The organism is Sphingobacterium paucimobilis HER1398 (assembly GCF_000416985.1).
In the GTDB taxonomy this organism is placed as follows: domain Bacteria; phylum Bacteroidota; class Bacteroidia; order Sphingobacteriales; family Sphingobacteriaceae; genus Sphingobacterium; species Sphingobacterium paucimobilis.
Genome location: NZ_ATDL01000012.1, coordinates 188,834 through 209,926, shown reverse-complemented (window position 1 = coordinate 209,926; position 21,093 = coordinate 188,834). Strand labels below are relative to the sequence as shown.

The following is a 21,093-nucleotide window of genomic DNA, read 5'->3' as shown; positions in this document are numbered from 1 at the left end:
TGATCCGATATTGACTTATACGGTTTCGGGTTATCAAAGTACGGATGACAACAGCATCCTTAGTGGTGCATTGAGCAGAACAGTAGGCGAGGATGTCGGTGTTTATCCGATTGGGCAGGGCGATTTAAGTGCGGGTGCTAATTACGATATAGACTTTACGGGAGCGGATTTTGCTATTTCTAAAGCTAGGCTGACGGTAACTGCTGCGAGCGGACAGGGCAAAGTGTACGGTGAAGCTGATCCGATATTGACTTATACGGTTTCGGGTTATCAAAGTACGGATGACAACAGCATCCTTAGTGGTGCATTGAGCAGAACAGTAGGCGAGGATGTCGGTGTTTATCCGATTGGGCAGGGCGATTTAAGTGCGGGTGCTAATTACGATATAGACTTTACGGGAGCGGATTTTGCTATTTCTAAAGCTAGGCTGACGGTAACTGCTGCGAGCGGACAGGGCAAAGTGTACGGTGAAGCTGATCCGATATTGACTTATACGGTTTCGGGTTATCAAAGTACGGATGACAACAGCATCCTTAGTGGTGCATTGAGCAGAACAGTAGGCGAGGATGTAGGTGTTTATCCGATTGGGCAGGGCGATTTAAGCGCGGGTACTAATTACACTATAGACTTTACGGGAACTGATTTTGCTATTGCCAAAGCGGTACTACCCGCCTTTACTTTTGCTGATGCAAGTTTCGTTTACGACGGCACGGCAAAATCTCTGAAAGCTACAGGCTTGGCAGCAGGAGCTACAGTAACTGGTTATACCAATAACGATCAGACTGAAGCGGGGGTATATACGGTTACGGCCAATATTGCTGGAGGTAGGAACTATGAAGATGGTTCGCAGACCGCTAAGCTGACGATTAAAAAAGCCAAGCAGGTCATCAGTTTCAGTGCTCCTGAAGAACTGGGGCGTGATGCAGGAACCGTAGCGCTGGATGTACACTCGGATGCTGGTCTGCCAGTCAGTCTCTCTGTTGATGATCCTTCCGTTGCTACGGTATCTGGCACGGAACTTAAGGTGCATCGCCTAGGAACCGTCAAGATTACAGCAACTCAGCTTGGCGACGCTAATCACGAAGCCGCTGCCGCGGTCACCGTTACGGTACGGGTGGTCGCAGACGCAGGCGCTAAACTGCCAATCGTTGTGCATAAAGCATTATCACCAAATGGGGATGGTATCAACGATTTCTTGACCATCGAGGGTATACAAGACTATCCGGAAAATAAGGTGACCATCTTTGATAAGAGCGGTTCGGTACAGGCAGAAATCATTGGTTACAACAATAGGGACAACGTATTCACTGGTAAGGAAAGCCGTGATGGTACCTATTTCTATTATCTGGATCTGAAAGATAATGGCGTATGGAAAAGAGAGAAAGGATATTTTGTGATTAGGCGTTAAGAAAGTGAGATAAGGTTAGAAGATTAAGTTATAAGGTTATAAAAGTTATGGAGGTTATGACTTTCATAACTGTATAACTCCTTAACTAAATAATCCCGATGAAAAAACAGGATTCCGATAAACCGGAAGACACCAAGCTAGATAACTAGATAACATGATCACTTGTTAACTATATAACAATACAACATGATAACAAAAAATACAATCATAACCCTACTGTCCCTGCTGCCCTTGTGCGGTATGGCACAGCATGGGGTAAGCTACAATCAATTTGGCCAATTGCGCAACAGTTTCAACTCTTCGCTGAGTACGATGGATCAGGGAGGCAGTTTTGCGGCTTTGGGTCGTAGCCAGTGGACGGGGGTGGACGGAGCACCGAAATCGGTATGGGTGTCGGGGCATGGTATGGTTAAAAACTTAGGTCTCGCTATAGGGGGAGATTTTAAACACGCCTCGCTGGGTGTGGTGCGTGAAAATGAAATTACGGCTTATGCTGCGAAGGCCGTACAACTTGGGGAGAATGAATACTTGAGTCTATCGATGGGCGGAGGGCTCTTATTCTACGAGGGCAACTACCGGCAGCTAGACGATCAGGATCCGGCCTTCTGGGAAGATGTGCGCGGTACGGCAGGCGTACTGAGTGTAAGTACCTCATACTATCAGAAAGATCGATTTTACGTTGGGGTGTCCATGCCACGCTTCTCGCTGAAGCGGAATACAGACCGCGAGTACGAATTTCGTGATGTGATCTATGTGACGGGTGGTATGCTGATCCGCCTAGACGATACCTTCAAGTTGCGTCCTTCATTCCTGGTGAGCCATATGCAGGAGATGTCGCCACGCTATGATATCAATGCGATGATGTTTGTGGGGCCAAAGATCGGATTGGGGATGGGTGTACAGAACCAGGGCGATCTGTCGGGGCTGATGCAGCTCAATTTTGGCAATTTCGGAATAGGCTACAGTTATCAGTTCAGCGTCAATGGCCATACACTGAACCAGAAAATATCGACCAATACGCATGAAGTCGGATTCCGTTACCGCATAGGAGGAATAGGGTTGTTGTAGGAGTGACGAAGTGAACAAGTTATCAAGTTAACAAGTGATCGAGTTATTCCCGATGAATCGGGACTTCGTTTTGCTACGCAGTGATGGAGTTATCGAGTGAAGAGCTCTTCGTCACTGCGAATGAAAGTCAACGTCATTGCGAATGAAGGGTGCTTGTCCCGAATTTACTTCGGGAAAGCAATCTGTTGATTAAGTAAGGAATAATGACACTGTACGTCATTGCGAACGAAGGGTGCTTGTCCCTAGTTTACTTAGAGATTGCTTCGTACCTCGCAAAGACGAGATGGTTTACAAACCTAGTTTACTTAGAGATTGCTTCGTACCTCGCAAAGACGATATAGTTTACAAACCTGGTTTACTAAGAGATTGCTTCGTACCTCGCAAAGACGAGATAGTTTACAAACCGAGCTTGCGAGCTCACCGTAGGTAATACGTCACTGCGAGCCTGAGAAGCAGTCTAGTGAGAAGTCATTCCCGATGAATCGGGACTTCGTTTCACTACGCAAGTGATGGAGTTAGGGGTGAAACCGTAAAAGGGTGAAATCGTGAATGTCTTTACACTTTTACGCTTTTTCTTTCTTCTAAAAATATAGAAAAATAGCTGCGTGCTATGCGAATAAAATGCTAATTTAGCGTTGGATATCAAACTGTAGCTGGCTTTTGTTCGTAAACGGGGTTTTGGCGAATAGTGGATGGTCCAGTATGTATCGATCACCATTGAAAAAACAAACCGATTCGCCTGCTGACGGATCACCATTAAGAAACAAACTATATACATATGAACTACTCATGTTTAGCGAAGCACAGACACCCATGAGTACTCCATATGACCATTAAGAAACAAACTATATACATATGAAAAAAGTATTTGCATCACTATTGACCGCCTGCGCTTTATTGGGTACTCAGGCTTGGGCTTGTACACGTGTGGTCTATAAAGGCCCGAATGGCAATATTATCACGGCACGCAGTATGGACTGGAAGGATGATATCGCTGCTAATCTATGGGTATTCCCGCGCGGATTGGAGCGTAACGGCGAGGTGGGAGCACAATCTGTCAAATGGAAATCTAAGTATGGTTCGGTCATCGCGTCGGCATGGGATATTGCGACTACGGATGGCATGAATGAAAAAGGACTGGTAGCGAATGTGCTGTGGCTGGTGGAATCTCAATATGCGGAGTATAACCCGACGGGAAGTAAACAAGGACTGACTATTTCAGCTTGGGCGCAGTATGTATTAGATAATTACGCTACGGTACAAGAAGCCGTACTTGACCTGGGGAAAGAGTCTTTTGTCGTGGTGAGTGACTACATACCGGGCACGCAGAAATTTACGACATTGCACTTGTCGATCTCGGATGCAACGGGTGATAATGCGATCTTGGAATATATCAATGGCAAATTGGTGATACACCACAGCCCGACCTATACGGTGATGACCAACTCGCCAATCTTTGAAGAGCAGCTGGCGCTGAACAAGTACTGGAAGGGTATCCCAGGTACGGTGATGTTGCCGGGTACCAACCGTGCGGCTGACCGCTTCGTCCGTGCTTCGTATTATATCAATGCGATCCCACAGACGGAAGATACACGTACCTCGGTAGCGAGTGTGTTTTCGGTGATACGCAACTGTTCCGTTCCCTTTGGTATCAGTTCTGAAACAGAGCCTAATATATCGTCTACACGTTGGAGATCGGTAGCGGATCAGCGCAATAAGGTGTACTATTTTGAAACGGTGCTGACGCCAAATACGTTTTGGGTGGATCTGAAGAAATTCAACCTGGCGGAAGGGTCTAAGACGATGATGTTGGATCTGAAGGCGTTTTCGACGTTCAATGGATTGTCCAATGCCAATTTTAAAGCGGCAAAGCCTTTCCAATTTGTGGGTATCTAATCGGTAATCGTTTTAATCTTCAACACTATAAAATATCAGTACAGTCAGATGATAGTAAAGTCATTTTCTCGTCTGCTTCTTGTTTTTTGCTGCCTGTCCTTGGGTATGCTGCCCGCACTGTTTACGGGCTGTATCAAAAAGGCGCTGCCGAATATTGAAGCAGATATTCTATCCGTGGTGTCTCGTGAGGGGGACTTTTTTGCGGATCCCGTGGTCACCAATAAGGAGGTGAAGCTTTTTGTAGATGATCAAAAGGTGGATGTCAAGGCGTATGTATTTGCCTTTACGCTGAGTCGTGGGGCCTCCAGTGTGCCGCAAAGTGGATCGGTGCAGGATTTTACCGAACCGGTGGTCTATACGGTGACTTCCGAGAACGGGGAGTTCAGCAAGAAATATACGGTGACGATGACGGATGAAAGGGTGACCTTTATGCCGCTGGAATATGATTTTGAGAATTATGTCATCCATGACAAGAATAAGTATACCGAATTCTTCCACCTGCGTGACGGTCGTCGGCAGGATACCTGGGACTCGGGCAATGCGGGTTTTGTATTCAGTATATCGCCGATCACCAAGAAGCAGCCTGCGCTGTACCCTATGCAGTTCAGCACGACGGTACACAGCGGAGAGACTGCGGTCAAGTTGGAGACCAAGTCGACGGGTACCTTTGGTGCGGGGGCGAAGAAACCGATTGCCGCAGGAAATATCTTTATGGGCGAGTTTGATGCCGGCAATGTGATGGGGGATCCCTTGCAGTCGACGCATTTTGGACGTCCTATAGAGGGGGCACCGGACTCGTTCTCGGGCTTCTATCACTATACACCGGGCAAGCAGGTGATCGATCACAACAGCAGACCGATGGCCAATGCCAAGGATACCTGCTCGATCGTGGCAGTCTTGTTTGACGCGGACGAACTGAAATCACGTACCAAGGTGGATTATCTCGATGGTACCAATCTGCTGACGGACAAGAGTATCGTGGCAACTGCATTGTTGTACGATGGGGAAGCGGCTGCAGCGAAGGACTTTAAGGCTTTTGACATTCCGTTTAAGTACGTCAAAGTGCCAGAAGTGGAAGGCTTTGCAGGGGGTAAGTATAAGTTGGCTATCGTGCTCAGTGCCAGTAAAAATGGAGATATCTTTCAGGGAGCGGTAGGTAGTGTATTATTAGTGGATGATATAAAGATTACGATCAAATGATAAGGTGTTTTGTAGTATTGGTGGTTGCTTGTGCGACTACGTGGGGGGCCTATGCGCAGGTCGGTGTGGATCGTGTGATCTTTCATGCCGGTGTGCATATCGGGGGCGTGACACCTGCTTCTATTCCGCAGGAGATCCGTGAGGTGGAAAGCTATAAGCCGGTCAATCCGTTTTCCATAGGGGTAGAGGTGCCGTTTTATAAAGCCAATGATAAGCTGACGGTTTCGTCGGGGCTAAACCTGGTCAATAAGGGTATGAAGACCAGGGCTTTTGCGGAGAATTTTAAAGCGATGATCGAGTTTGAGAATCAGCCTATACCGGGATTTATCGGTTATTTTACCGGTTCGGTGGGCTCGTCGTTCAACAACTTGTACCTGGAGCTGCCGGTATCGGCGCATTATGAGCTCAACTCGAGGTGGTCGCTGCTCGGTGGATTTTCTATCGCCCGTGCGCTGCACCGCTCTTTTGAGGGCAGTGTGCATAATGCCTATGTGCGCTTGGGAGATCCGACAACACCGAAGATAGAGATCGAAAGTGCAACCTTCGACGTGTCCAAGTTGGTGAATAAAACGGATATCGGGGTGCATGTGGGTGGCGTGTATGCGCTTACACCAGTGTGGCAGATCCGGGGGGTATTCAGTTATGGGGTCAATAATGTGATTGACGCGCCGACGGGTCACCTGCCGATCAAATTGCACAATACGTTCTTTACGATCGGTGCGGGATATGTACTTCCCTTTCAATAGACCAAACCAAATGATTATATAATGATACGAGGGCGCCGATAGGTGCCTTCGTTGTTTTTAGGTAAAAATATGCGAAATGAAAAGTGTTAAAGCGCTTTTGTATTACCTTTGCAGCTTGATTAAAAAAAGAATTGTATAGATGGTGAATAAAGAGAAGAACAGTTTCCTGTTTTTGGTGTACCTGGCCGGATTGAGTGTGATCGGTTTTTTGGCAACGGATATGTACCTACCGGCGTTTGATAAGATGCGTATCGACCTCGATACGAGCAAAAATAGTATCAGCGCCAGTCTGACCTTGTTTTTGGCGGGCTATGCTATAGGGCAGCTGTTGTGGGGCCCATTGTCGGATCGCATCGGAAAGCCCCGTTCGATCTTGATGGGATTGGGGATTTTTACGGCCGCATCGGTTTCTATTTATTTTACGGACAGTGTGACGGCACTGTTGGTGCTGCGCCTGATACAGGCGGTGGGGGTATGTGCTGCTGCTGTGAGCTGGCAGGCGCTGGTGATCGAACGCTATCCGGCGGAGCAGACGAATAAGGTGTTCGCTTCGATCATGCCACTGGTCGCGCTGTCTCCAGCATTGGCGCCTCTACTGGGGGTGTTTTTATTGGATCACTTCAGTTGGAGATCTATTTTTATCGTGTTGGCACTGATTACGTTGCCTTTGATTGCTTATACAATTACCTTAAATCGGAATACGGCGACGGTGAAGGACGGTACACCTGTGAAGGGGGAGTCTTACCTGCAATTGTTGCGGTCTAGAACCTATATCGGCAATGTGATGATCTATGCGGTCTGCTCGGGTGCTTTTTTTGCCTGGCTGACGGGATCACCCTTCTTTTTAAAAGAGCTGGGTTACAGCGAAGCGCAGATCGGTTTTAGCTTTGTGCCGCAGACGATCGCTTTTATGCTGGGGGGCTATGGCTACCGAGCGCTGTCGGATCGGATCCCGGGCAAGCGTATCTTGCCTTATTTGCTGGCTCTTTATTCGGTAGCGGTGATCGGGGTATTGGTGATCACACTGGTCACGACACCGACACTGGTGATGCTGTTGGTTCCTTTTTGTTTGATGGCATTGGCCAATGGTGCTTGCTACCCGATCGTGGTGGCGGAGGCGATGAAGCTCTTTCCCAACAGCTTGGGTAAAGCAGCAGCGATGCAGAATGCATTGCAACTGGGGACTTGTTTCTTGGCGAGTGGGATTGTGTCTCTGTTTTCAGGTACGGCCCTGCTGACCACGGCGCTGGTGATGGTGGGGACGATTCCTTTTGTGTTGATTGGATTTCGGATGTCCAAGTAGGGCGTCTGTGCTATATTGCGGTAAAAAGGCCATCTTAAAGAAAGATGGCCTTTTTTGTTAACCTAACATGCTATTCCGTTATTTTTTCTCCGCTACCAAGGCGTATACCATGGGTATCTTGTCATCGAGATGGGCTATGCGGTATTTTTTCGGTTCGAACTCGATAGTTTTATTAAAACAATTGTAGGGCGAATAATCGAATTCGTCCAGGGACTTGAGTTCAAGACCATTGCGGAGAAGGCTGTTGACCACCTCGCTCAATCCATGATTCCAACAGACGTAGTCTTGACTGATGTCGGCGTCTTTGTCGGCATAGGTTCCGTTTTCACTTTCGATAATAGCTCCTGAGTTGAAATAGCGATAGCCGATCTTTTCGAAATCATCATCAAACATCCATACCACGGGGTGGAATTCCACAAAAACGAGCTTTCCTCCAGGTTTTAGAAATCTGGCTATCACCTTGGCCCATTTGTCCAGATCGGGCAGCCAGCCTATGACGCCGTAGCTGGTGTAGACGATGTCGAAGGTCTCGTCCAGGTGTGCCGGGAGGTCGTAGACATCGCAGCAGATGAAGGTGGTGTCGGTCTGGGTCTGTTGTGTGATCTCACGGGCGCTGGCGATGGCTTTGTCCGAGAGGTCGACACCGGTGACGCTGGCACCCAGTCTGCTGAGGGAGATGCTGTCCTGTCCAAAATGACATTGCAGGTGGAGGATGGACTTGCCCTGTATGTCTCCCAACAGATCAAGTTCGATCGCATTAAGGGAACTGTCTCCCTGAAGGAAACCTTCCAGGTTATAAAAATCGGACTTGAGGTGTGTTTCGGTTCGGTTGTTCCAAGATTGGCGGTTTATCGCCACATAGTCGTATTCTGTGCTCATTTTTACCCTTTTATTGTTGTTCATTATGACCCCTATTGGCCATAACAGCACAGCAATTTACAATTTTCTGTGGAAGAAAATAAAAACTTGTTTTTAAAAGGGGGACGCTGGGCTATGGCCTGCCGATGAATGCTTCGTCACTCAAGGTGTGCAGGAAGGAGACAATGGCCTCTTTTTCGCTGGTGCTCATCGGGATTCGATTGCCGGCCTGCTGTAGAATAGGATCCAGGTTGTCGGCATGGAGCACGCCTTTGTCGAAATAGTCGAGCACTTCTTCTAGGGTCTTGAACTGCCCAAAGCTGCCGTAAGGGGCGGTGTAGGCGATATTGCGCAACGAGGGGACACGGAAGCGCATATAGTCTTCGCGGATGCCGGTGACACGGGCACGGCCGGCTTCTTCGCTGCTGGGGTTTAGTGGGAATCCGATGTTGCGGAAGCTCTGGTCGGTAAACAGTTCGCCGCTGTGGCAACTGGCGCATTTGGCCTGAAACAGTTGGTGGCCTCGAGCCTCGATCGCACTGAAATGTACGCCTTCTTGGCGTCGCACCTTATCGTATTTGCTGTTGGCGGAGATGAGGCTGTATTCGTACTGAGCGATGCTGCTGTATATGCGCTCTGGGGTGATCTGGCTGTCGCCAAAGGCTTGTCGGAACAGCGTCTGGTACGCTTGATCGCTCTGGAGCTTGCCCATGACCTGCACAATGGAGGAGGCCATCTCTTCGTGGGTGATGATGGGTACGAGGGGCTGTTTCTCCAGCTGGCGCTTGTTGCCGTCCCAATTGTAATGCTTGATAAAGGCCAGGTTCTGGATGGGCGGGGTATTGCGCAGGCCTACACGTCCGTAGATGCCGATAGCCTGTGCCTCGCTGTCGCTAAAGGCTTTGGACTGTTGGTGGCAGCTGCCGCAGGAGATGGTATTGTTGCCGCTGAGCCTTTTTTCATGGAACAGCTTTTCGCCAAGTTCGACCCCGTATTTGGTCGGCTTGTTCTTATAAAAAGCCTCGTTCAGCGCTGGGAATCCTTCAGGGATAGACAGAGCAAGCTCAGGATTGTCAATGGTCAGCTCTTCTTCGGCCTCCTTGCGGTTGCAGGCCAAGGCGAGTAGGATCAGGGACAGGGCGAGGATGCTGATGTTTTTTTTCATCTGTGATGCGGATAAAGTAGGGGGTGCGCTGCCTGATGCAGGCACCCCCTGGCGTTAGTGTGTTTTAGTTTTTTACACCAGTGACAGAAAACATGCCCGATGGATCGGATTTGCCATTGCCACCAAGGTTGTCAACAAATTCGACCATGCCATCGGCGGTGTGAATGCTTGGTGTCGCATTGCCTTTACCTAATTTTATGGCTTTTGTTTTACCACTCAACAATTTGTCAAAGTCGGCTCTGATATGGATGACAGGAGCCGTCTTGCCTACCAGGGCTGCTTCGGGTAGTGTCAAGGTGATGTCTCGGTACGCATCGACACCCGGTACATAGCTTTCCGGATTTTCTTTTTCGCCGTCTAAGGTACTGCCGGTGTGGATCGACAGTTTCTTTTTGTCGGTGTCGTAGAATCCTTCAATCTTGGTAAAGCGGTATCCCGTTCCCCATTCCCACATCATCTCGGTATCGTTTTTACCGGCTGCAGCGTAGAAATTTGGAAAACGTACCTCGTCTAAGGTGTTGAGGTCTTGCTGTACACCCAAGCCAAACTTGAGCTTCTTGTAAGTAGCGGCAGGGATATCGGACAGGACATAGCTCAAGGTTGCCGGTTTAGCATGATTGATCACTGTGGCACCTTTGTCTAGGTTATCGCTGTTGTAGGGTACTTCCTGACCATCGGCTTTGACCAAGCGGATATTGCTGATGACATACTTGAGCTCGGCAAACTGATGTGTCTGGCCTTCAGCGGAAATATTTACGCTAGCTTGGGTGGAACTGGCATCGCCGAGTACAATGGTTTTGTCCTTGAAGGTATTGTCAAATTGCAGGGTGACATTGTTGACGGCAGGACTGTCTGTGTCGTCGCCTGGCGAGTTACTTTTTTTGCAAGAGACAAGTGCTACAGCAAGGGCTGAGGCCAATAGGATGTTTGTTACGTTTTTCATTTTTACTTGTTTTTAGTATGTTATTAAAAATTGATTTTTAGAGAGGTAAATATATTCCGCCCCATTCTCGGGATATTCCCCCAGTCGGCATAGGTGCTGTAATAGGCATTGAGGATATTCTCGGCACCGACCTGTAGGGTCATGTTGACCTTGCGTACCGGTAAGGTGTAGTCTGCCGAGGCATTCCATATCTGGTAGGCCGCAGTCTTGTCTTCGCCATATTCGGGACTGTAGTCGCGCTGTACGGCATCGCCCTGGAGCGAGGTCTGTATCCCCAGTCGCTTGTACATGTACTGGAGGCCGGTCTGGTAGCTGATCGGACGTATAAAGGGCAGGTTGCCGCCGCTTCCGTCCGTAGCACGGGCGTAGGTGAGGCTCCCTTTCCAATGCAGGTGGGTGAGGATATCGTAATGGGCACTCACGGCTAGGTTGAAGATATTGGCGTGGTTCAATGCGGTATAGCCTTTGACGCCTACCGACTGGTAGTTCATGGGGCTGCCCATGTTGAGTATCTTGCCGACGATATAGTCCTGAATGTAGAAATAGTTGACCTTGGCCTGTATGCCCATGCGGCCGGTCTGGTAACCTACACTGGCATTGGTCTCGTAGGATACCTCGTTGCCCAGATTGGGATTGCCGATATAGTCGTAGCGGTCAAAGCTGTTGTAGATATAGTAGCCGTACGCTTCGGATATGGAGGGGGCACGGTGTCCGTATCCCGCCCCAGCGCTGAGCGTAAAGGAGGCGATATCGATGTGGTAGCTGGCGTGCAGCCCGGGGAGTATCCTTGTTTTTTCCTGGGGGGCTCCGGGATGGAAGATCCAGTTGAACTCGGCGTACTTGGAATAGTTGTAGTTGACGCCGAGGGAGCCGCCAAGGACGACATGGCTTCGGTCGGACAGGTCCCAGGAGTTGGTGTTGGACAGGCTGGCAAAACGGGTGGTGACCCAGGGCCAGCTGTAGGCAAACATGGTGCGGTTGCTACGGTCTTGGGGATACATGCGCATCTCGGCAATGGATAGATTGTCGTAGGCATTGAGCTGGATCTCGGACTTGTAGGAGTCACGTTGGAGCGCTATCTTGGACAGCAGTCCATAGGTGGTGCTCCAGCCGGGCATGTCCATGTGCACAAGGTTCTCCGGGCGTGTGGTGTCGTCCATATAATGCTCGATGGCATTGTAGTAGATTTTGGTGTCCCAGAGCTGTATGATGCCATCTTCAAACAGTTGTTTGTACGAGGCGGAGGTAATGAGTGCACGGGACAGCCAGAGGTCCATCGGCAGGGCCGGGAAGCCTACGTCTTTGGCCTTGTCATAGATGGCATCGACACGCAGGGCGGAGCGCTCGCCGGTCTTGAAGGCCAGCCCCAAGGAGCTGTTGAACTTGTTGAACTGGGAATGCTTTACTTCTTTATTATTACCGTCATAATAGTTTTCTGCCTGGCGAAAGGAGATGCTGCCGTCTGCGGCAAATTTCTGACCGGAATAGGAGAGGTCGGCCAGGTTGAAGAACTGCTTGTTGTTGAACTCGAAGCCGGTCTGGTAGTTGCCGCCCACTTTTTTGTCGAGGCCAAATGCGGTGTTTTTGCGCTGCAGGTCGATGCTGCCGGCGATGGTGGATCCGTGCAGGCTGCCCTCTTGTCCGGATTTGATGTCGACAGTCGAGAGGTTGTTGGTCTCTACATAGGAGGTGACGGGATCCATCTTGTCGGTACAGGCACCGAATATATGCATGCCATCGATGGTGACTGCGGAGCGCTCGGAACTCATGTTGTTGAGCATAGGTTCCCAGGCGTAGGCGCCACGCTTGATGAAGCTGATACTCTGGGACGAGGCCAGAAATTCGTCGACGGAAACGGCGAGCTTCAGGTCGGTTTTTATTTTCTTCTTCGCCTTGGCTTTGACCTTGACTTCCTGCAGCACGGTGGTCGTGTCGCTTTGCAGGGTTCTGTCTTGGGCACGGAGACCGTAGGACGCTATTAATAGGGGGATAACAAGTGCTATTCTTCTCATGGTGCCTTTAGAATAAGATGTCAATGTGTAATTCGCTCTTGACACCCACTACACCTGGTGTAAAGTCATCCGGTACGACGGTGCCTCGGACGAGATCGCCTTGCTGGTTGTGCAGGATAAAATTGAGTGTCCAATTGCCGGTCATGGTGTAGTTGACGACACCATGGTACAGGTTGTCCGTGCCATGCAGCAGATCCTTGTTATTGGGCGAGGAATGGTTGCCCATGGAAGGCTCAGGCATGCGTGGATCCAGCAGGATGGTATAGCCCTGCACCTCACTGTAGGAAAACTGGGCGGGATCCGGAAAAAGAGCTGTAGCGCCTGCTGTAGGCGTGTCGAATCGGTACAGACCGGCGACGAGTTCGTTTTCCGCTACTTTGGGCTTCTGTGGTGCGATGAGTGCGAGGATGTATTGTGCGCCGTCACGGCCGGTAAAGCTGGTCATGCCGAGGTTTTTGTTGTCCTGCTCCTGCACCGGTACCTGTTGTACGACACGATAAGACTGATCCGCGGTATAGCCGATATGCAGGTCCCATCGGGATAGGGGATCGCTGGCTTCGGTAAAGACCATGTAGCCCTCGAAATAGCCCTGTCCGGCATTATAGGTCAACTGATAGCTGTGGGGACAGGAGTGCGCCTGTGCCGTACCTCCATTACGGATAGGCAGTAAGGTGGCGGCGGATACTGGTGCCTGGCCTTGACCGCTGATCTTGACATGGACTTTGTTGTAGCCTTTGTATAAGTTGCCGCCCAAGGCATCGATGCGGATGGTGTAGGCGCCGCTTTGGAACTGGGTGACCTCTTTGAAGCCGCTCCGCTCGGGAACGATCGTGTCTATCTCGGCCTCGTAGTCCGTTTTTTCCTTGGTACATGAGGTCAGGGCACAGCATAGCACTGTTAGAAAAAGTATAATTTTTTCCATTAAAATAGTTTTAGTCATTTTTTCTTTTCAAAGGGGCTTATCGGACGCTGACAGCGGTCGACAAGGGGCATCTTCGAAAGATCAATACGTAATTCTGGAATAAAGAAGGTATACCGATACACATGGGGCATGGGCTGGTACAGCATAAGATATACTGCGCCATGTCGCTGCTCATCCTGCCGTATAAGGATAGGACCGAGCGCCGAAATGTGCCAAGGGAATACCTAAAAGGGTAGGAAATTAAGCGATAGGGGGTCTGAACACCGAGGTTCTGTAGCTGAAAGCGTACGTGGTCAAATAAGGGGAAAAGGAATTCTCTAGGGGTTCTTCCGCTGGAGAGTGGGATTGGAAGACGGTGTAATCTTTGTGTACATACAGGGAGCTGTATTCATATACGACGAGATTCTTTTTGGTCTCCTGCTTTTCTTTTTCTCTTATTTTTTTCATCAGCACACATTGTCCGTTACAATGCAGTTGAGGACGGTCTTTGTTGATACATTTGGCCAGGTATTCCGGCAGGTGTATCTGATATTCCATAGCCATGATGCTGCGATAGAAAGATTGCAGTGTCAGCGTAGCCAGTAGAAGATATGTACAAAATAGTCTCAAAATATGCTTTGGATCCTGTGTTTGTCAGTGTGCCCAAATTTAAGGAAAGTATTTTATAAAAAGGAATAAAAGAGGGGCTTTAATGCAATTTTGTTTTATTTAGAAGTGATTTACGTAAGTTTGGTTTTTGTTGATGTAAATGTACCCTGATGTATATCGAATCTTTGAACCCGGCGTATGCTTTGGAGCTGCTTACTGCGGATGAGCAGCTTCCTTATTCCTTGCTTTTGTTGGCCGACGAAACGCGTTACGCGATTGATAAATATGTTTTTGACAGTGATGTGTATGTGCTGAAGGAAGGGGCGCGTGCGCTGGCTGTATGCTGCCTGTACCGTATCGATGACAGTACCCTTGAGTTGAAGAATATCGCAGTGAGTGAGGAGCTGCAGGGCAAGGGGATCGGGTCGGTGCTGATCCGTGAGATCGTGGATATCGCCCGAAAGGCTGGGTACCGTACGCTTATTGTCGGTACGGCAGACTGTGGTGTGGATCAGATCCGCTTTTACGAGCGCGCCGGCTTTGTGAAGTACGCCGTAAAGAAGGATTTCTTTATCCATAATTACGAAGCGCCCATCGTCGAGAACGGCGTACAGCTCCGGGATATGGTCATGTTGCGTATGGAGCTGTAGGCTGCCGTGCGGCTAGTTGCTCGATTTGGCCATGCTGAGCAGGAATATCGTGGATATAATGCAGATACTGCCAATCCAGTCTACGGTGGTGAAGGGTACTTGCAGCCACAGTACGGCGATAATCGTGGCGGACAGGGGCTCGGCGGATGCCAGCAGGCTGGATTTTTGTGCGCCTATCAATTTGACCGCGGTAAGGTAGGCGTAAAACGGTATAAGGGTGCCGAATGCGATGATGAAGGCGATATAGGAGAAGGTGTAGCTGTCCCAGATGCCTTCGATATCCCAAGGAGCTTTGAAGAAAGACAGTACGATGCCGCCCAGGAGCATGGCCCAACCTATAACTAAGGTGGCATGGTGCCTGTGCAACAGCTGAAGGGGGTATAAGGTGTAGAATGCCAATGCCAGTGCGGAGGCTATCCCGAGGAACATCGCAGTATTGGAAACGGCAAGTGTGCTTGGGTCGCCATGGGTGACCAGCAGAAAGGTGCCCAGGACGGCAAGGAATATCGCCAGGTATTCGATGGGTGCGGGCAGGCGCTTGTACTTGAAGGCCAGGTATACGGCGATCAATATCGGACCGAGGTACTGTAGTACCGTGGCGGTAGCCGCATTGGAATGCTTGACGGCTGCAAAATAGGTGTACTGTACGGCCAACATCCCACAGATGCTGAATATCAACAGTTGCAGGCGATCTGTCTTTTGGCGCCATATCGACCATATATTGTCCTTTTTCAACAGGCTGAACAGGAGAAAGAGGACGCCGGCAGAGAGCATGCGTACGGCGATGAGCCACTCGACATTGATATGGCGCTGCTCGAAGAGAAACTGACCATAGGTGCCGGATACGCCCCATAGGGTAGCTGCTGTAACTGCCAGAACGATTCCTTTGAATGTATGTGATGTCGCCATGTATCTATTGTGTAATGGAGCATATCTGCTCTTTGTTGTTGTATGGCGTAAAAATAGATGATACCAATGGTGTTTTTTTCTTAAATTGAGGTGCTTTTGTGCAATTTTGTTTCATTTTAAAGGCTGTTATGGAAAAACTCGACAAACTGGATATCGCGATACTGAAAATACTGCAACAAGACAACTTTACGCCGCAGCGGGATATCGGACAGAAGATCGGTCTTTCTGCCGCTGCCGTGCAGCGACGGATAAAACGGATGAAGGCGGAAGGGGTGATCAAGCGCAATATCAGTGTGCTCAACCGGGAGAAGATCGGGCGGCCGATCACGCTGTTCGTGGAGGTGGTGATGGAGAGTGAAAAGGCGGAATATATCGATACGACCAAGGCGATATTCCGCAGTACGCCGGAAGTACAGCAGTGCTACTATGTAACGGGGGATGCCGATTTTATGCTGATTATCGTGGTGCCGACCATGCATGATTATGAATTGCTGACGCGACGGATATTTTTTGGCAATAATTATATTAAACATTTTAGGACAATGGTGGCCATGGACTTGGTCAAAGTCGGGCTGGATGTGCCCTTGGATGCTGTCACCTTGTAGGTCGCGAGCGTAATGGTATGTGTTTTGCTGTTGTAGGCTGTAAAAAGATACCTATATATGTTAGATCATAAACTCGCAGTCCTGATAGACGCTGATAATGTGCCTTACGCGAATGTCAAGGAGATGCTGGAAGAAATATCAAAAAGTGGCACCCCGACGGTCAAGCGCATCTACGGCGATTGGACCAAACCTCATCTCTCGGGATGGAAGAATGTATTGCTGGACAATGCTATCACCCCGATACAGCAGTATAGTTATACGACGGGCAAGAATTCGTCGGACAGTGCGCTGATCATTGATGCGATGGATATTCTGTATTCAGAAAAGGTGGATGGATTTTGTATTGTGTCGAGTGACAGTGATTTTACGCGCTTGGCCACCCGACTGCGGGAGGCGGGGATGTTGGTGATCGGGCTGGGGGAGCGGAAGACGCCGGCGCCTTTTATCGCGGCCTGTAACAAGTTTATCTACCTGGAGATCCTGAAACCCGTGGAAAAGGAGGAAAGTACGAAGGCGGCTGTGAAGTCGGTGGCTAAGGAGGTGTCCAAACCGGGGCAAAAGGCGATCGATAAGGTGGATAAGAAGACGGTGACGATGATCGTGAACAGTGTTGATGATCTTGCGGATGAAACGGGATGGACGTTTCTGGGATCGCTGGGGAGCTTTATCTCTAAGAAGAAACCGGATTTTGACCCGCGTAACTATGGCTTCAATAAGCTCTATGATCTGATCAAGTATATCAACCGCTTTGAAATCGACGAGCGGGATTCGGGCGGCCACAAGCATGTCAAGCATATCTACCTGCGATTGAAGTAGCAGCCTGTCTGCTGACCGAAATGAACAGGACAAAAAAAGGATAGATTATCATAATCTATCCTTTGTAAGAAAGTATTGTTGTATTATATTATGCTAATTGCACGTTAATCGCATTGATACCTCTTTGAGTTCTTTCTGTATCGAAAGTAACAACGTCTCCTTCTGAAACTTGGTTTTTAAGAGCAGATACATGTACGAATACGTCTGCGCTTCCATCTTCTGGAGTAATAAAACCAAATCCTTTAGTTTCATTGAAAAATTTAATCTTGCCTTTGTTCATTATTTTTATTTAATTCCTGCAAGGTAGGTAAAAAAAATGGAAATCAAACTATAACAAAAAAAATACCTTAGAATGTTCTAAGGTATTTTTGTGTTTTTTCGTACGCCCATCAGGATTCGAACCTGAGACCGACGGTTTAGAAAACCGTTGCTCTATCCAGCTGAGCTATGGGCGCCTCGCTTTCAACGCAACAAAAGTAGCCTTTTGCGCGAGAAATACAAAATTATTGTTCTTTTTTTTGTTGGTCTTAGAATAACTGCTTGCACGACAGTTCTATAATTTTTTTAAAATCTTAATCTAGCTTAAGAATAGATCGATTTGCGGTATTTATCTTTGTATTGTCAAGAACAAAAAGAGGTAGAAAGACGTTATTAAAGTAATTAAAATATAAAAAAGTAGCATTATGGCAACATGGAATTTAGACAAAGCGCACAGTGAGATAGAATTTAAAGTGCGTCATATGATGATTTCTTCGGTAAAGGGACAATTCAAAAACTTTGAAGTCGCTATCGAGAGTGAGTCTGACGATATTTCAAAAGGAGTGGTCAGGGTAAAGATCGATGCGGCATCGATCGATACGAAGAATGAACAACGGGATCAGCACTTGAAGGGGGAAGATTTTTTTGATGCAGAGAAGTATGCAGAAATCACTTTTGTCTCCACTTCAGTAGTGGGCGATGTACAGGATGATTTCAAAATTCACGGTGATCTGACGGTAAAGGGAATTACCAAACCTATTGTACTAAAAGCAGAGTTCGGTGGTATGGCAAAGGATCCTTGGGGAAATGACAAAGTGGGGTATACTGTAAAAGGAGCGATCAACCGTTCGGATTTTGGTCTTACTTGGAATGCTGCACTGGAGACAGGCGGGGTGATGGTGTCTGAAGAAGTCAAATTTGAAGGGGAATTGCAATTCGTAAAAAGTTAATAATCAGCGTTGATTTAATTGAAACAACGTTTTTTTGAAATAAATTTTGGAAATCAAGGTGGAATTTCTACTTTTGTGGCGGAGAGCTGGCAGAGTGGTCGAATGCGGCGGTCTTGAAAACCGTTAACTGTAACAGGTTCGGGGGTTCGAATCCCTCGCTCTCCGCCAAAGAAACACAAAGCCCGACGTTAGTCGGGTTTTGTCGTTTTATAGCTTTTTGACAAACGCAGTTTGATAAAAAAGAAGGAAAACGACGAAAGAAATGAGCAAAGCGAAGGCTTTGGGTTTATTTGAAGCCACCCCCAATGGGGATGACCGCAGGTAATCCCTCGCTCTCCGCAGAAAAACCTTCATCGAAAGATGGAGGTTTTTTGCGTTTAAGAGGGATGAGAACCAGAAGGGTGGGGCGGGGTTCGACCCTGGAAGGCGCTGTCTTTTGACGTCCCTGCTGTATTTGTCTTTTTTATTCGCTATTAATTTACAATTTTTGTGGTATGAAAATTAGTTTGCTGTGCATCGGAAAGACCGACGATAAATTTATTCAGGAAGGCATCGATAAGTATTTGAAAAGACTCAAGCATTACGTACCTTTCCAAATAACGATAGTGCCCGATGTAAAGAATGTAAAGAATATGTCGATGGAGCAGCAGATGGAGAAGGAGGCGGAATTCTTTTTGAAAAATCTGTCCAATACTGATTTTGTGGTGTTATTGGATGAGAAGGGGAAAGAGTTTAGGTCGGTGGAATTTTCCGCTTATCTGCAACAGAAGATGTTGGCCAGTGTGCAGCATGTGGTATTTCTGATCGGAGGGCCTTACGGATTTGCGCCAAGGGTAAAGGAACGGGCGAATGCCAGCATGTCGCTGTCAAAATTGACATTCTCGCACCAGATGGTTCGGTTGTTTTTCGTCGAACAGGTGTACAGGGCATTTTCAATTATGAAAGGGGAGCCTTATCATCATGAGTAATTTTATGAAATCGGAATGATTTCTGCATCATATAATATAAAGGAGGTTGTTATGGATATGAACAAATATAAGAGAGATTACAAATTCAGAAGTGACGAGGGAACGGATAGTGGCAAGAGTATGAAATGGCTGATCATTATCGGTGGATTGGTGGTCGTTGCACTTGCATATTTTATTGGTTAAAATATAGGGTGTTGAACGGTTAATCGGTTTTATTGATTGACAATAAATAAGGCGATATTTGGGATATCGCCTTATAATCACACTAACTATAAATTGGAGCACCTAGAATAGGAGCTTCCAGTTTGAGAATCAACCTCATGTACAAATGAGGCCGGATTCACTGTCATAAAATTATAAATCATTTTTAGTATAATCAAGCTTTTTTGAAAATAAAAAATGAAAGCTCTTTTAATTAACTATTAAGAAAAACGATATTCTTTTTGTAGGTTTCCCAAGCTACTTGATCCGTTTTAAAGGTAAGTTGCTCAGCAGAAAGCTGCTTGCAGTCCACCAATCGGAATACTTCTTCTTTTTCCAATGTGTCTAACGAGTCGAAGTCCATGACTTTGTCTTTCAACGGAACCTCCAACGTATCTAAGGCCCTAACGAGATAATAAATGGAGATGATCTGACTGTTATTGAAGCTTGACTTTTCGTAAAAATCTGTGGTATATATATGTTGGACTATTTCAATTCTCAAATTGCATTCCTCCATAAACTCACGTTTGAGGGCGTCTAATAGCCCCTCGCCGTATTCTAGCCCTCCTCCGGGAAACTTGGTGAATGATACACTCTGCGTACGTTCGTCACTGACCAGTACACGGTTGTCTGCGTCTACTAATATCCCATACACTCTTACATTGAACAGATACATAGTTCTTTATTATTTGTTGTCTTATCTTTTTTTAATTTTAGCGGCTTTTCAATAGCGTTAAATCTCTTGAAAACCATTTTCTATGGACATGTCATCAATAAATAGGATCGAATAATGACGCGGTAGAAACCAGCTCACGGTATTACCGATCTGCTGAAAGTCTTGTTCGCTGGCAAACTGCGCAGGGGTGAAGTTGAAGACCAAGTCTTGTTTGACCTGTGCCTCGTCTTCAAAGTTGCGGGCGATCAACATTGTTTTGGGAGATTGGACACCGGCATGCTGTAAGAACTCCCGAAGCTGCTTGCGTATGTATTTGGGAAGAATATTGTCGGAAGGCTGTCCAATCAATATTTTTTCATCACTTCCGATGACTACGTTTTCTCTGTGTGCAGAGAAAATATGGTTATCGGTATAGAAGGCATCGTTTAACTCGAAATTGGCGATATCGCCATAGGTGAAAATCCAGTCGGGCTGTTCGTCTTGCGCATTGATCACTATCCCAAAACCTTGTAATAATAGGGTAGGCAGTTGCTTACTGATGACGAAGGCTTGAAAGTTTTCGTTGGAACTGACCGTTTCCAGCTGTACGTAAGGAAATCCGTCGCTTGCGATCACGACCTCGGGGGCACCCAATTTAAGATTTGCATCGGCAATGTTTGCTAAGAAAGTCGCTATCCATTGGGGATCGCGCTCGGTGATCGGGGTTTGAATCAACGCATTGATCAGTACTGTTTTTTCTAAGTCACCCAGGCCATTCTCGGATGTTTCGGCGCTGTTTTTTAAAGTCATTAATGTATTTTTATTACGTTAAAGTTGCGTTTAAAAGTACATAATAATAATGTATATTCTAAAACCAGTTTCAAATTAATCGAATATACAGTGCTGAGCCGACCTATCTGTCTAGGGCTATGGCAATAAAGCATTAATAAAATTAATACTTATATTGTAAGC

At 47.5% G+C, this 21,093-nt stretch carries 23 protein-coding genes and 2 tRNA genes; 13 read left to right on the top strand and 12 right to left on the bottom strand.

The features are described from left to right. Together M472_RS0122635 and M472_RS31270 are read left to right on the top strand one after the other, a co-directional pair. A partial coding sequence (locus M472_RS0122635) for an MBG domain-containing protein (protein WP_144062691.1) occupies nucleotides 1–1,408 on the top strand: 1,408 nt, incomplete at its 5' end. Nucleotides 1,409–1,594: 186 nt separating this feature from the next. Next, a complete protein-coding gene (locus M472_RS31270) occupies nucleotides 1,595–2,476 on the top strand; it encodes a PorP/SprF family type IX secretion system membrane protein (protein ID WP_081643131.1) in 882 nt (293 codons plus the stop codon). Between the two features lie 629 nt (nucleotides 2,477–3,105). Here the strand turns inward: M472_RS31270 and M472_RS45435 are convergent. Then, on the bottom strand, nucleotides 3,106–3,267 hold the full coding sequence (locus M472_RS45435) for a hypothetical protein (protein ID WP_158499893.1): 162 nt from the start codon (nucleotides 3,265–3,267) through the stop codon (nucleotides 3,106–3,108). Between the two features lie 64 nt (nucleotides 3,268–3,331). Here M472_RS45435 and M472_RS31265 point away from each other — a divergent pair, with 64 nt between their 5' ends. The 4 genes from M472_RS31265 to punC all read left to right on the top strand — a co-directional run bounded on the left by M472_RS31265 (nucleotide 3,332) and on the right by punC (nucleotide 7,621). After that, a complete protein-coding gene (locus tag M472_RS31265) occupies nucleotides 3,332–4,372 on the top strand; it encodes a linear amide C-N hydrolase (RefSeq protein WP_021069836.1) in 1,041 nt (346 codons plus the stop codon). Between the two features lie 48 nt (nucleotides 4,373–4,420). Next, on the top strand, nucleotides 4,421–5,572 hold the full coding sequence (locus M472_RS31260; protein WP_022829307.1) for a PCMD domain-containing protein: 1,152 nt from the start codon (nucleotides 4,421–4,423) through the stop codon (nucleotides 5,570–5,572). Continuing rightward, nucleotides 5,569–6,318: an outer membrane beta-barrel protein gene (locus M472_RS31255; protein ID WP_021069834.1), complete on the top strand. Its 750-nt coding sequence runs from the start codon at nucleotides 5,569–5,571 to the stop codon at nucleotides 6,316–6,318. Before M472_RS31260 ends, M472_RS31255 begins: the two co-directional genes overlap by 4 nt. Nucleotides 6,319–6,457: 139 nt before the next feature. Beyond that, nucleotides 6,458–7,621, top strand: a complete 1,164-nt coding sequence (punC, locus tag M472_RS31250) for a purine nucleoside transporter PunC (RefSeq protein ID WP_021069833.1) — start codon at nucleotides 6,458–6,460, stop codon at nucleotides 7,619–7,621. A gap of 78 nt (nucleotides 7,622–7,699) precedes the next feature. Here punC and M472_RS31245 read toward each other — a convergent pair whose 3' ends face one another. From M472_RS31245 to M472_RS31220, 6 genes are all read right to left on the bottom strand, one after another. Continuing rightward, a complete protein-coding gene (locus M472_RS31245) occupies nucleotides 7,700–8,524 on the bottom strand; it encodes a class I SAM-dependent methyltransferase (RefSeq protein ID WP_021069832.1) in 825 nt (274 codons plus the stop codon). Nucleotides 8,525–8,612: 88 nt separating this feature from the next. After that, a complete protein-coding gene (locus M472_RS31240) occupies nucleotides 8,613–9,644 on the bottom strand; it encodes a cytochrome-c peroxidase (RefSeq protein ID WP_021069831.1) in 1,032 nt (343 codons plus the stop codon). A 64-nt stretch (nucleotides 9,645–9,708) separates the two neighbouring features. Then, the gene (locus M472_RS31235; RefSeq protein ID WP_021069830.1) at nucleotides 9,709–10,587 is read right to left on the bottom strand and encodes an MbnP family protein; all 879 of its coding nucleotides are present in this window, start codon (nucleotides 10,585–10,587) and stop codon (nucleotides 9,709–9,711) included. A gap of 23 nt (nucleotides 10,588–10,610) precedes the next feature. After that, nucleotides 10,611–12,599: a TonB-dependent receptor plug domain-containing protein gene (locus tag M472_RS31230; protein WP_031301556.1), complete on the bottom strand. Its 1,989-nt coding sequence runs from the start codon at nucleotides 12,597–12,599 to the stop codon at nucleotides 10,611–10,613. A 7-nt stretch (nucleotides 12,600–12,606) separates the two neighbouring features. Continuing rightward, nucleotides 12,607–13,521, bottom strand: coding sequence for a hypothetical protein (locus tag M472_RS31225; RefSeq protein WP_021069828.1), 915 nt, complete (start codon nucleotides 13,519–13,521; stop codon nucleotides 12,607–12,609). Nucleotides 13,522–13,761: 240 nt separating this feature from the next. Next, nucleotides 13,762–14,130 (bottom strand): hypothetical protein, encoded by a 369-nt coding sequence (locus M472_RS31220; protein WP_144062690.1) that lies wholly within the window; start codon nucleotides 14,128–14,130, stop codon nucleotides 13,762–13,764. Between the two features lie 149 nt (nucleotides 14,131–14,279). Between M472_RS31220 and M472_RS31215 the strand changes: the two genes are divergently transcribed. Continuing rightward, nucleotides 14,280–14,759, top strand: coding sequence for a GNAT family N-acetyltransferase (locus tag M472_RS31215; protein ID WP_021069826.1), 480 nt, complete (start codon nucleotides 14,280–14,282; stop codon nucleotides 14,757–14,759). Nucleotides 14,760–14,771: 12 nt separating this feature from the next. Here the strand turns inward: M472_RS31215 and M472_RS31210 are convergent, their stop codons facing one another. Continuing rightward, a complete protein-coding gene (locus tag M472_RS31210) occupies nucleotides 14,772–15,668 on the bottom strand; it encodes a DMT family transporter (RefSeq protein WP_021069825.1) in 897 nt (298 codons plus the stop codon). Between the two features lie 128 nt (nucleotides 15,669–15,796). Between M472_RS31210 and M472_RS31205 the strand changes: the two genes are divergently transcribed. Both M472_RS31205 and M472_RS31200 read left to right on the top strand, forming a co-directional pair. Further along, a complete protein-coding gene (locus tag M472_RS31205) occupies nucleotides 15,797–16,273 on the top strand; it encodes an Lrp/AsnC family transcriptional regulator (RefSeq protein ID WP_021069824.1) in 477 nt (158 codons plus the stop codon). 57 nt (nucleotides 16,274–16,330) lie between these two features. After that, nucleotides 16,331–17,089: an NYN domain-containing protein gene (locus M472_RS31200; protein ID WP_021069823.1), complete on the top strand. Its 759-nt coding sequence runs from the start codon at nucleotides 16,331–16,333 to the stop codon at nucleotides 17,087–17,089. 88 nt (nucleotides 17,090–17,177) lie between these two features. Here the strand turns inward: M472_RS31200 and M472_RS31195 are convergent, their stop codons facing one another. Together M472_RS31195 and M472_RS31190 are read right to left on the bottom strand one after the other, a co-directional pair. Beyond that, on the bottom strand, nucleotides 17,178–17,369 hold the full coding sequence (locus M472_RS31195) for a cold-shock protein (protein ID WP_021069822.1): 192 nt from the start codon (nucleotides 17,367–17,369) through the stop codon (nucleotides 17,178–17,180). A gap of 101 nt (nucleotides 17,370–17,470) precedes the next feature. Beyond that, a tRNA-Arg gene (locus M472_RS31190) sits at nucleotides 17,471–17,544 on the bottom strand. Between the two features lie 228 nt (nucleotides 17,545–17,772). Between M472_RS31190 and M472_RS31185 the strand changes: the two genes are divergently transcribed. The 4 genes from M472_RS31185 to M472_RS45880 all read left to right on the top strand — a co-directional run bounded on the left by M472_RS31185 (nucleotide 17,773) and on the right by M472_RS45880 (nucleotide 19,448). Continuing rightward, nucleotides 17,773–18,297, top strand: coding sequence for a YceI family protein (locus M472_RS31185; RefSeq protein ID WP_021069821.1), 525 nt, complete (start codon nucleotides 17,773–17,775; stop codon nucleotides 18,295–18,297). An 80-nt stretch (nucleotides 18,298–18,377) separates the two neighbouring features. Continuing rightward, nucleotides 18,378–18,465 (top strand) — tRNA-Ser (locus tag M472_RS31180). Nucleotides 18,466–18,791: 326 nt separating this feature from the next. After that, nucleotides 18,792–19,265: a 23S rRNA (pseudouridine(1915)-N(3))-methyltransferase RlmH gene (gene rlmH, locus M472_RS31175; RefSeq protein WP_021069819.1), complete on the top strand. Its 474-nt coding sequence runs from the start codon at nucleotides 18,792–18,794 to the stop codon at nucleotides 19,263–19,265. 51 nt (nucleotides 19,266–19,316) lie between these two features. Continuing rightward, entirely contained in the window at nucleotides 19,317–19,448 is a 132-nt protein-coding gene (locus M472_RS45880) for a hypothetical protein (protein ID WP_262506431.1), read from the top strand. 232 nt (nucleotides 19,449–19,680) lie between these two features. Here the strand turns inward: M472_RS45880 and M472_RS31170 are convergent, their stop codons facing one another. Both M472_RS31170 and M472_RS31165 read right to left on the bottom strand, forming a co-directional pair. Beyond that, nucleotides 19,681–20,142: an NUDIX hydrolase gene (locus tag M472_RS31170; protein WP_021069817.1), complete on the bottom strand. Its 462-nt coding sequence runs from the start codon at nucleotides 20,140–20,142 to the stop codon at nucleotides 19,681–19,683. Nucleotides 20,143–20,199: 57 nt separating this feature from the next. Then, nucleotides 20,200–20,931, bottom strand: a complete 732-nt coding sequence (locus M472_RS31165; protein ID WP_021069816.1) for a hypothetical protein — start codon at nucleotides 20,929–20,931, stop codon at nucleotides 20,200–20,202. Nucleotides 20,932–21,093 lie beyond the last annotated feature (162 nt).

Bases quoted from the DNA above. Each gene is read 5' to 3' on its own strand.
- M472_RS31270 (WP_081643131.1), top strand. From the start codon at position 1,595: ATGATAACAAAAAATACAATCATAACCCTACTGTCCCTGCTGCCCTTG.
- M472_RS45435 (WP_158499893.1), bottom strand. From the start codon at position 3,267: ATGAGTAGTTCATATGTATATAGTTTGTTTCTTAATGGTGATCCGTCA.
- M472_RS31265 (WP_021069836.1), top strand. From the start codon at position 3,332: ATGAAAAAAGTATTTGCATCACTATTGACCGCCTGCGCTTTATTGGGT.
- M472_RS31260 (WP_022829307.1), top strand. From the start codon at position 4,421: ATGATAGTAAAGTCATTTTCTCGTCTGCTTCTTGTTTTTTGCTGCCTG.
- M472_RS31255 (WP_021069834.1), top strand. From the start codon at position 5,569: ATGATAAGGTGTTTTGTAGTATTGGTGGTTGCTTGTGCGACTACGTGG.
- punC (WP_021069833.1), top strand. From the start codon at position 6,458: ATGGTGAATAAAGAGAAGAACAGTTTCCTGTTTTTGGTGTACCTGGCC.
- M472_RS31245 (WP_021069832.1), bottom strand. From the start codon at position 8,524: ATGAACAACAATAAAAGGGTAAAAATGAGCACAGAATACGACTATGTG.
- M472_RS31240 (WP_021069831.1), bottom strand. From the start codon at position 9,644: ATGAAAAAAAACATCAGCATCCTCGCCCTGTCCCTGATCCTACTCGCC.
- M472_RS31235 (WP_021069830.1), bottom strand. From the start codon at position 10,587: ATGAAAAACGTAACAAACATCCTATTGGCCTCAGCCCTTGCTGTAGCA.
- M472_RS31230 (WP_031301556.1), bottom strand. From the start codon at position 12,599: ATGAGAAGAATAGCACTTGTTATCCCCCTATTAATAGCGTCCTACGGT.
- M472_RS31225 (WP_021069828.1), bottom strand. From the start codon at position 13,521: ATGGAAAAAATTATACTTTTTCTAACAGTGCTATGCTGTGCCCTGACC.
- M472_RS31215 (WP_021069826.1), top strand. From the start codon at position 14,280: ATGTATATCGAATCTTTGAACCCGGCGTATGCTTTGGAGCTGCTTACT.
- M472_RS31210 (WP_021069825.1), bottom strand. From the start codon at position 15,668: ATGGCGACATCACATACATTCAAAGGAATCGTTCTGGCAGTTACAGCA.
- M472_RS31205 (WP_021069824.1), top strand. From the start codon at position 15,797: ATGGAAAAACTCGACAAACTGGATATCGCGATACTGAAAATACTGCAA.
- M472_RS31200 (WP_021069823.1), top strand. From the start codon at position 16,331: ATGTTAGATCATAAACTCGCAGTCCTGATAGACGCTGATAATGTGCCT.
- M472_RS31195 (WP_021069822.1), bottom strand. From the start codon at position 17,369: ATGAACAAAGGCAAGATTAAATTTTTCAATGAAACTAAAGGATTTGGT.
- M472_RS31185 (WP_021069821.1), top strand. From the start codon at position 17,773: ATGGCAACATGGAATTTAGACAAAGCGCACAGTGAGATAGAATTTAAA.
- rlmH (WP_021069819.1), top strand. From the start codon at position 18,792: ATGAAAATTAGTTTGCTGTGCATCGGAAAGACCGACGATAAATTTATT.
- M472_RS45880 (WP_262506431.1), top strand. From the start codon at position 19,317: ATGGATATGAACAAATATAAGAGAGATTACAAATTCAGAAGTGACGAG.
- M472_RS31170 (WP_021069817.1), bottom strand. From the start codon at position 20,142: ATGTATCTGTTCAATGTAAGAGTGTATGGGATATTAGTAGACGCAGAC.
- M472_RS31165 (WP_021069816.1), bottom strand. From the start codon at position 20,931: ATGACTTTAAAAAACAGCGCCGAAACATCCGAGAATGGCCTGGGTGAC.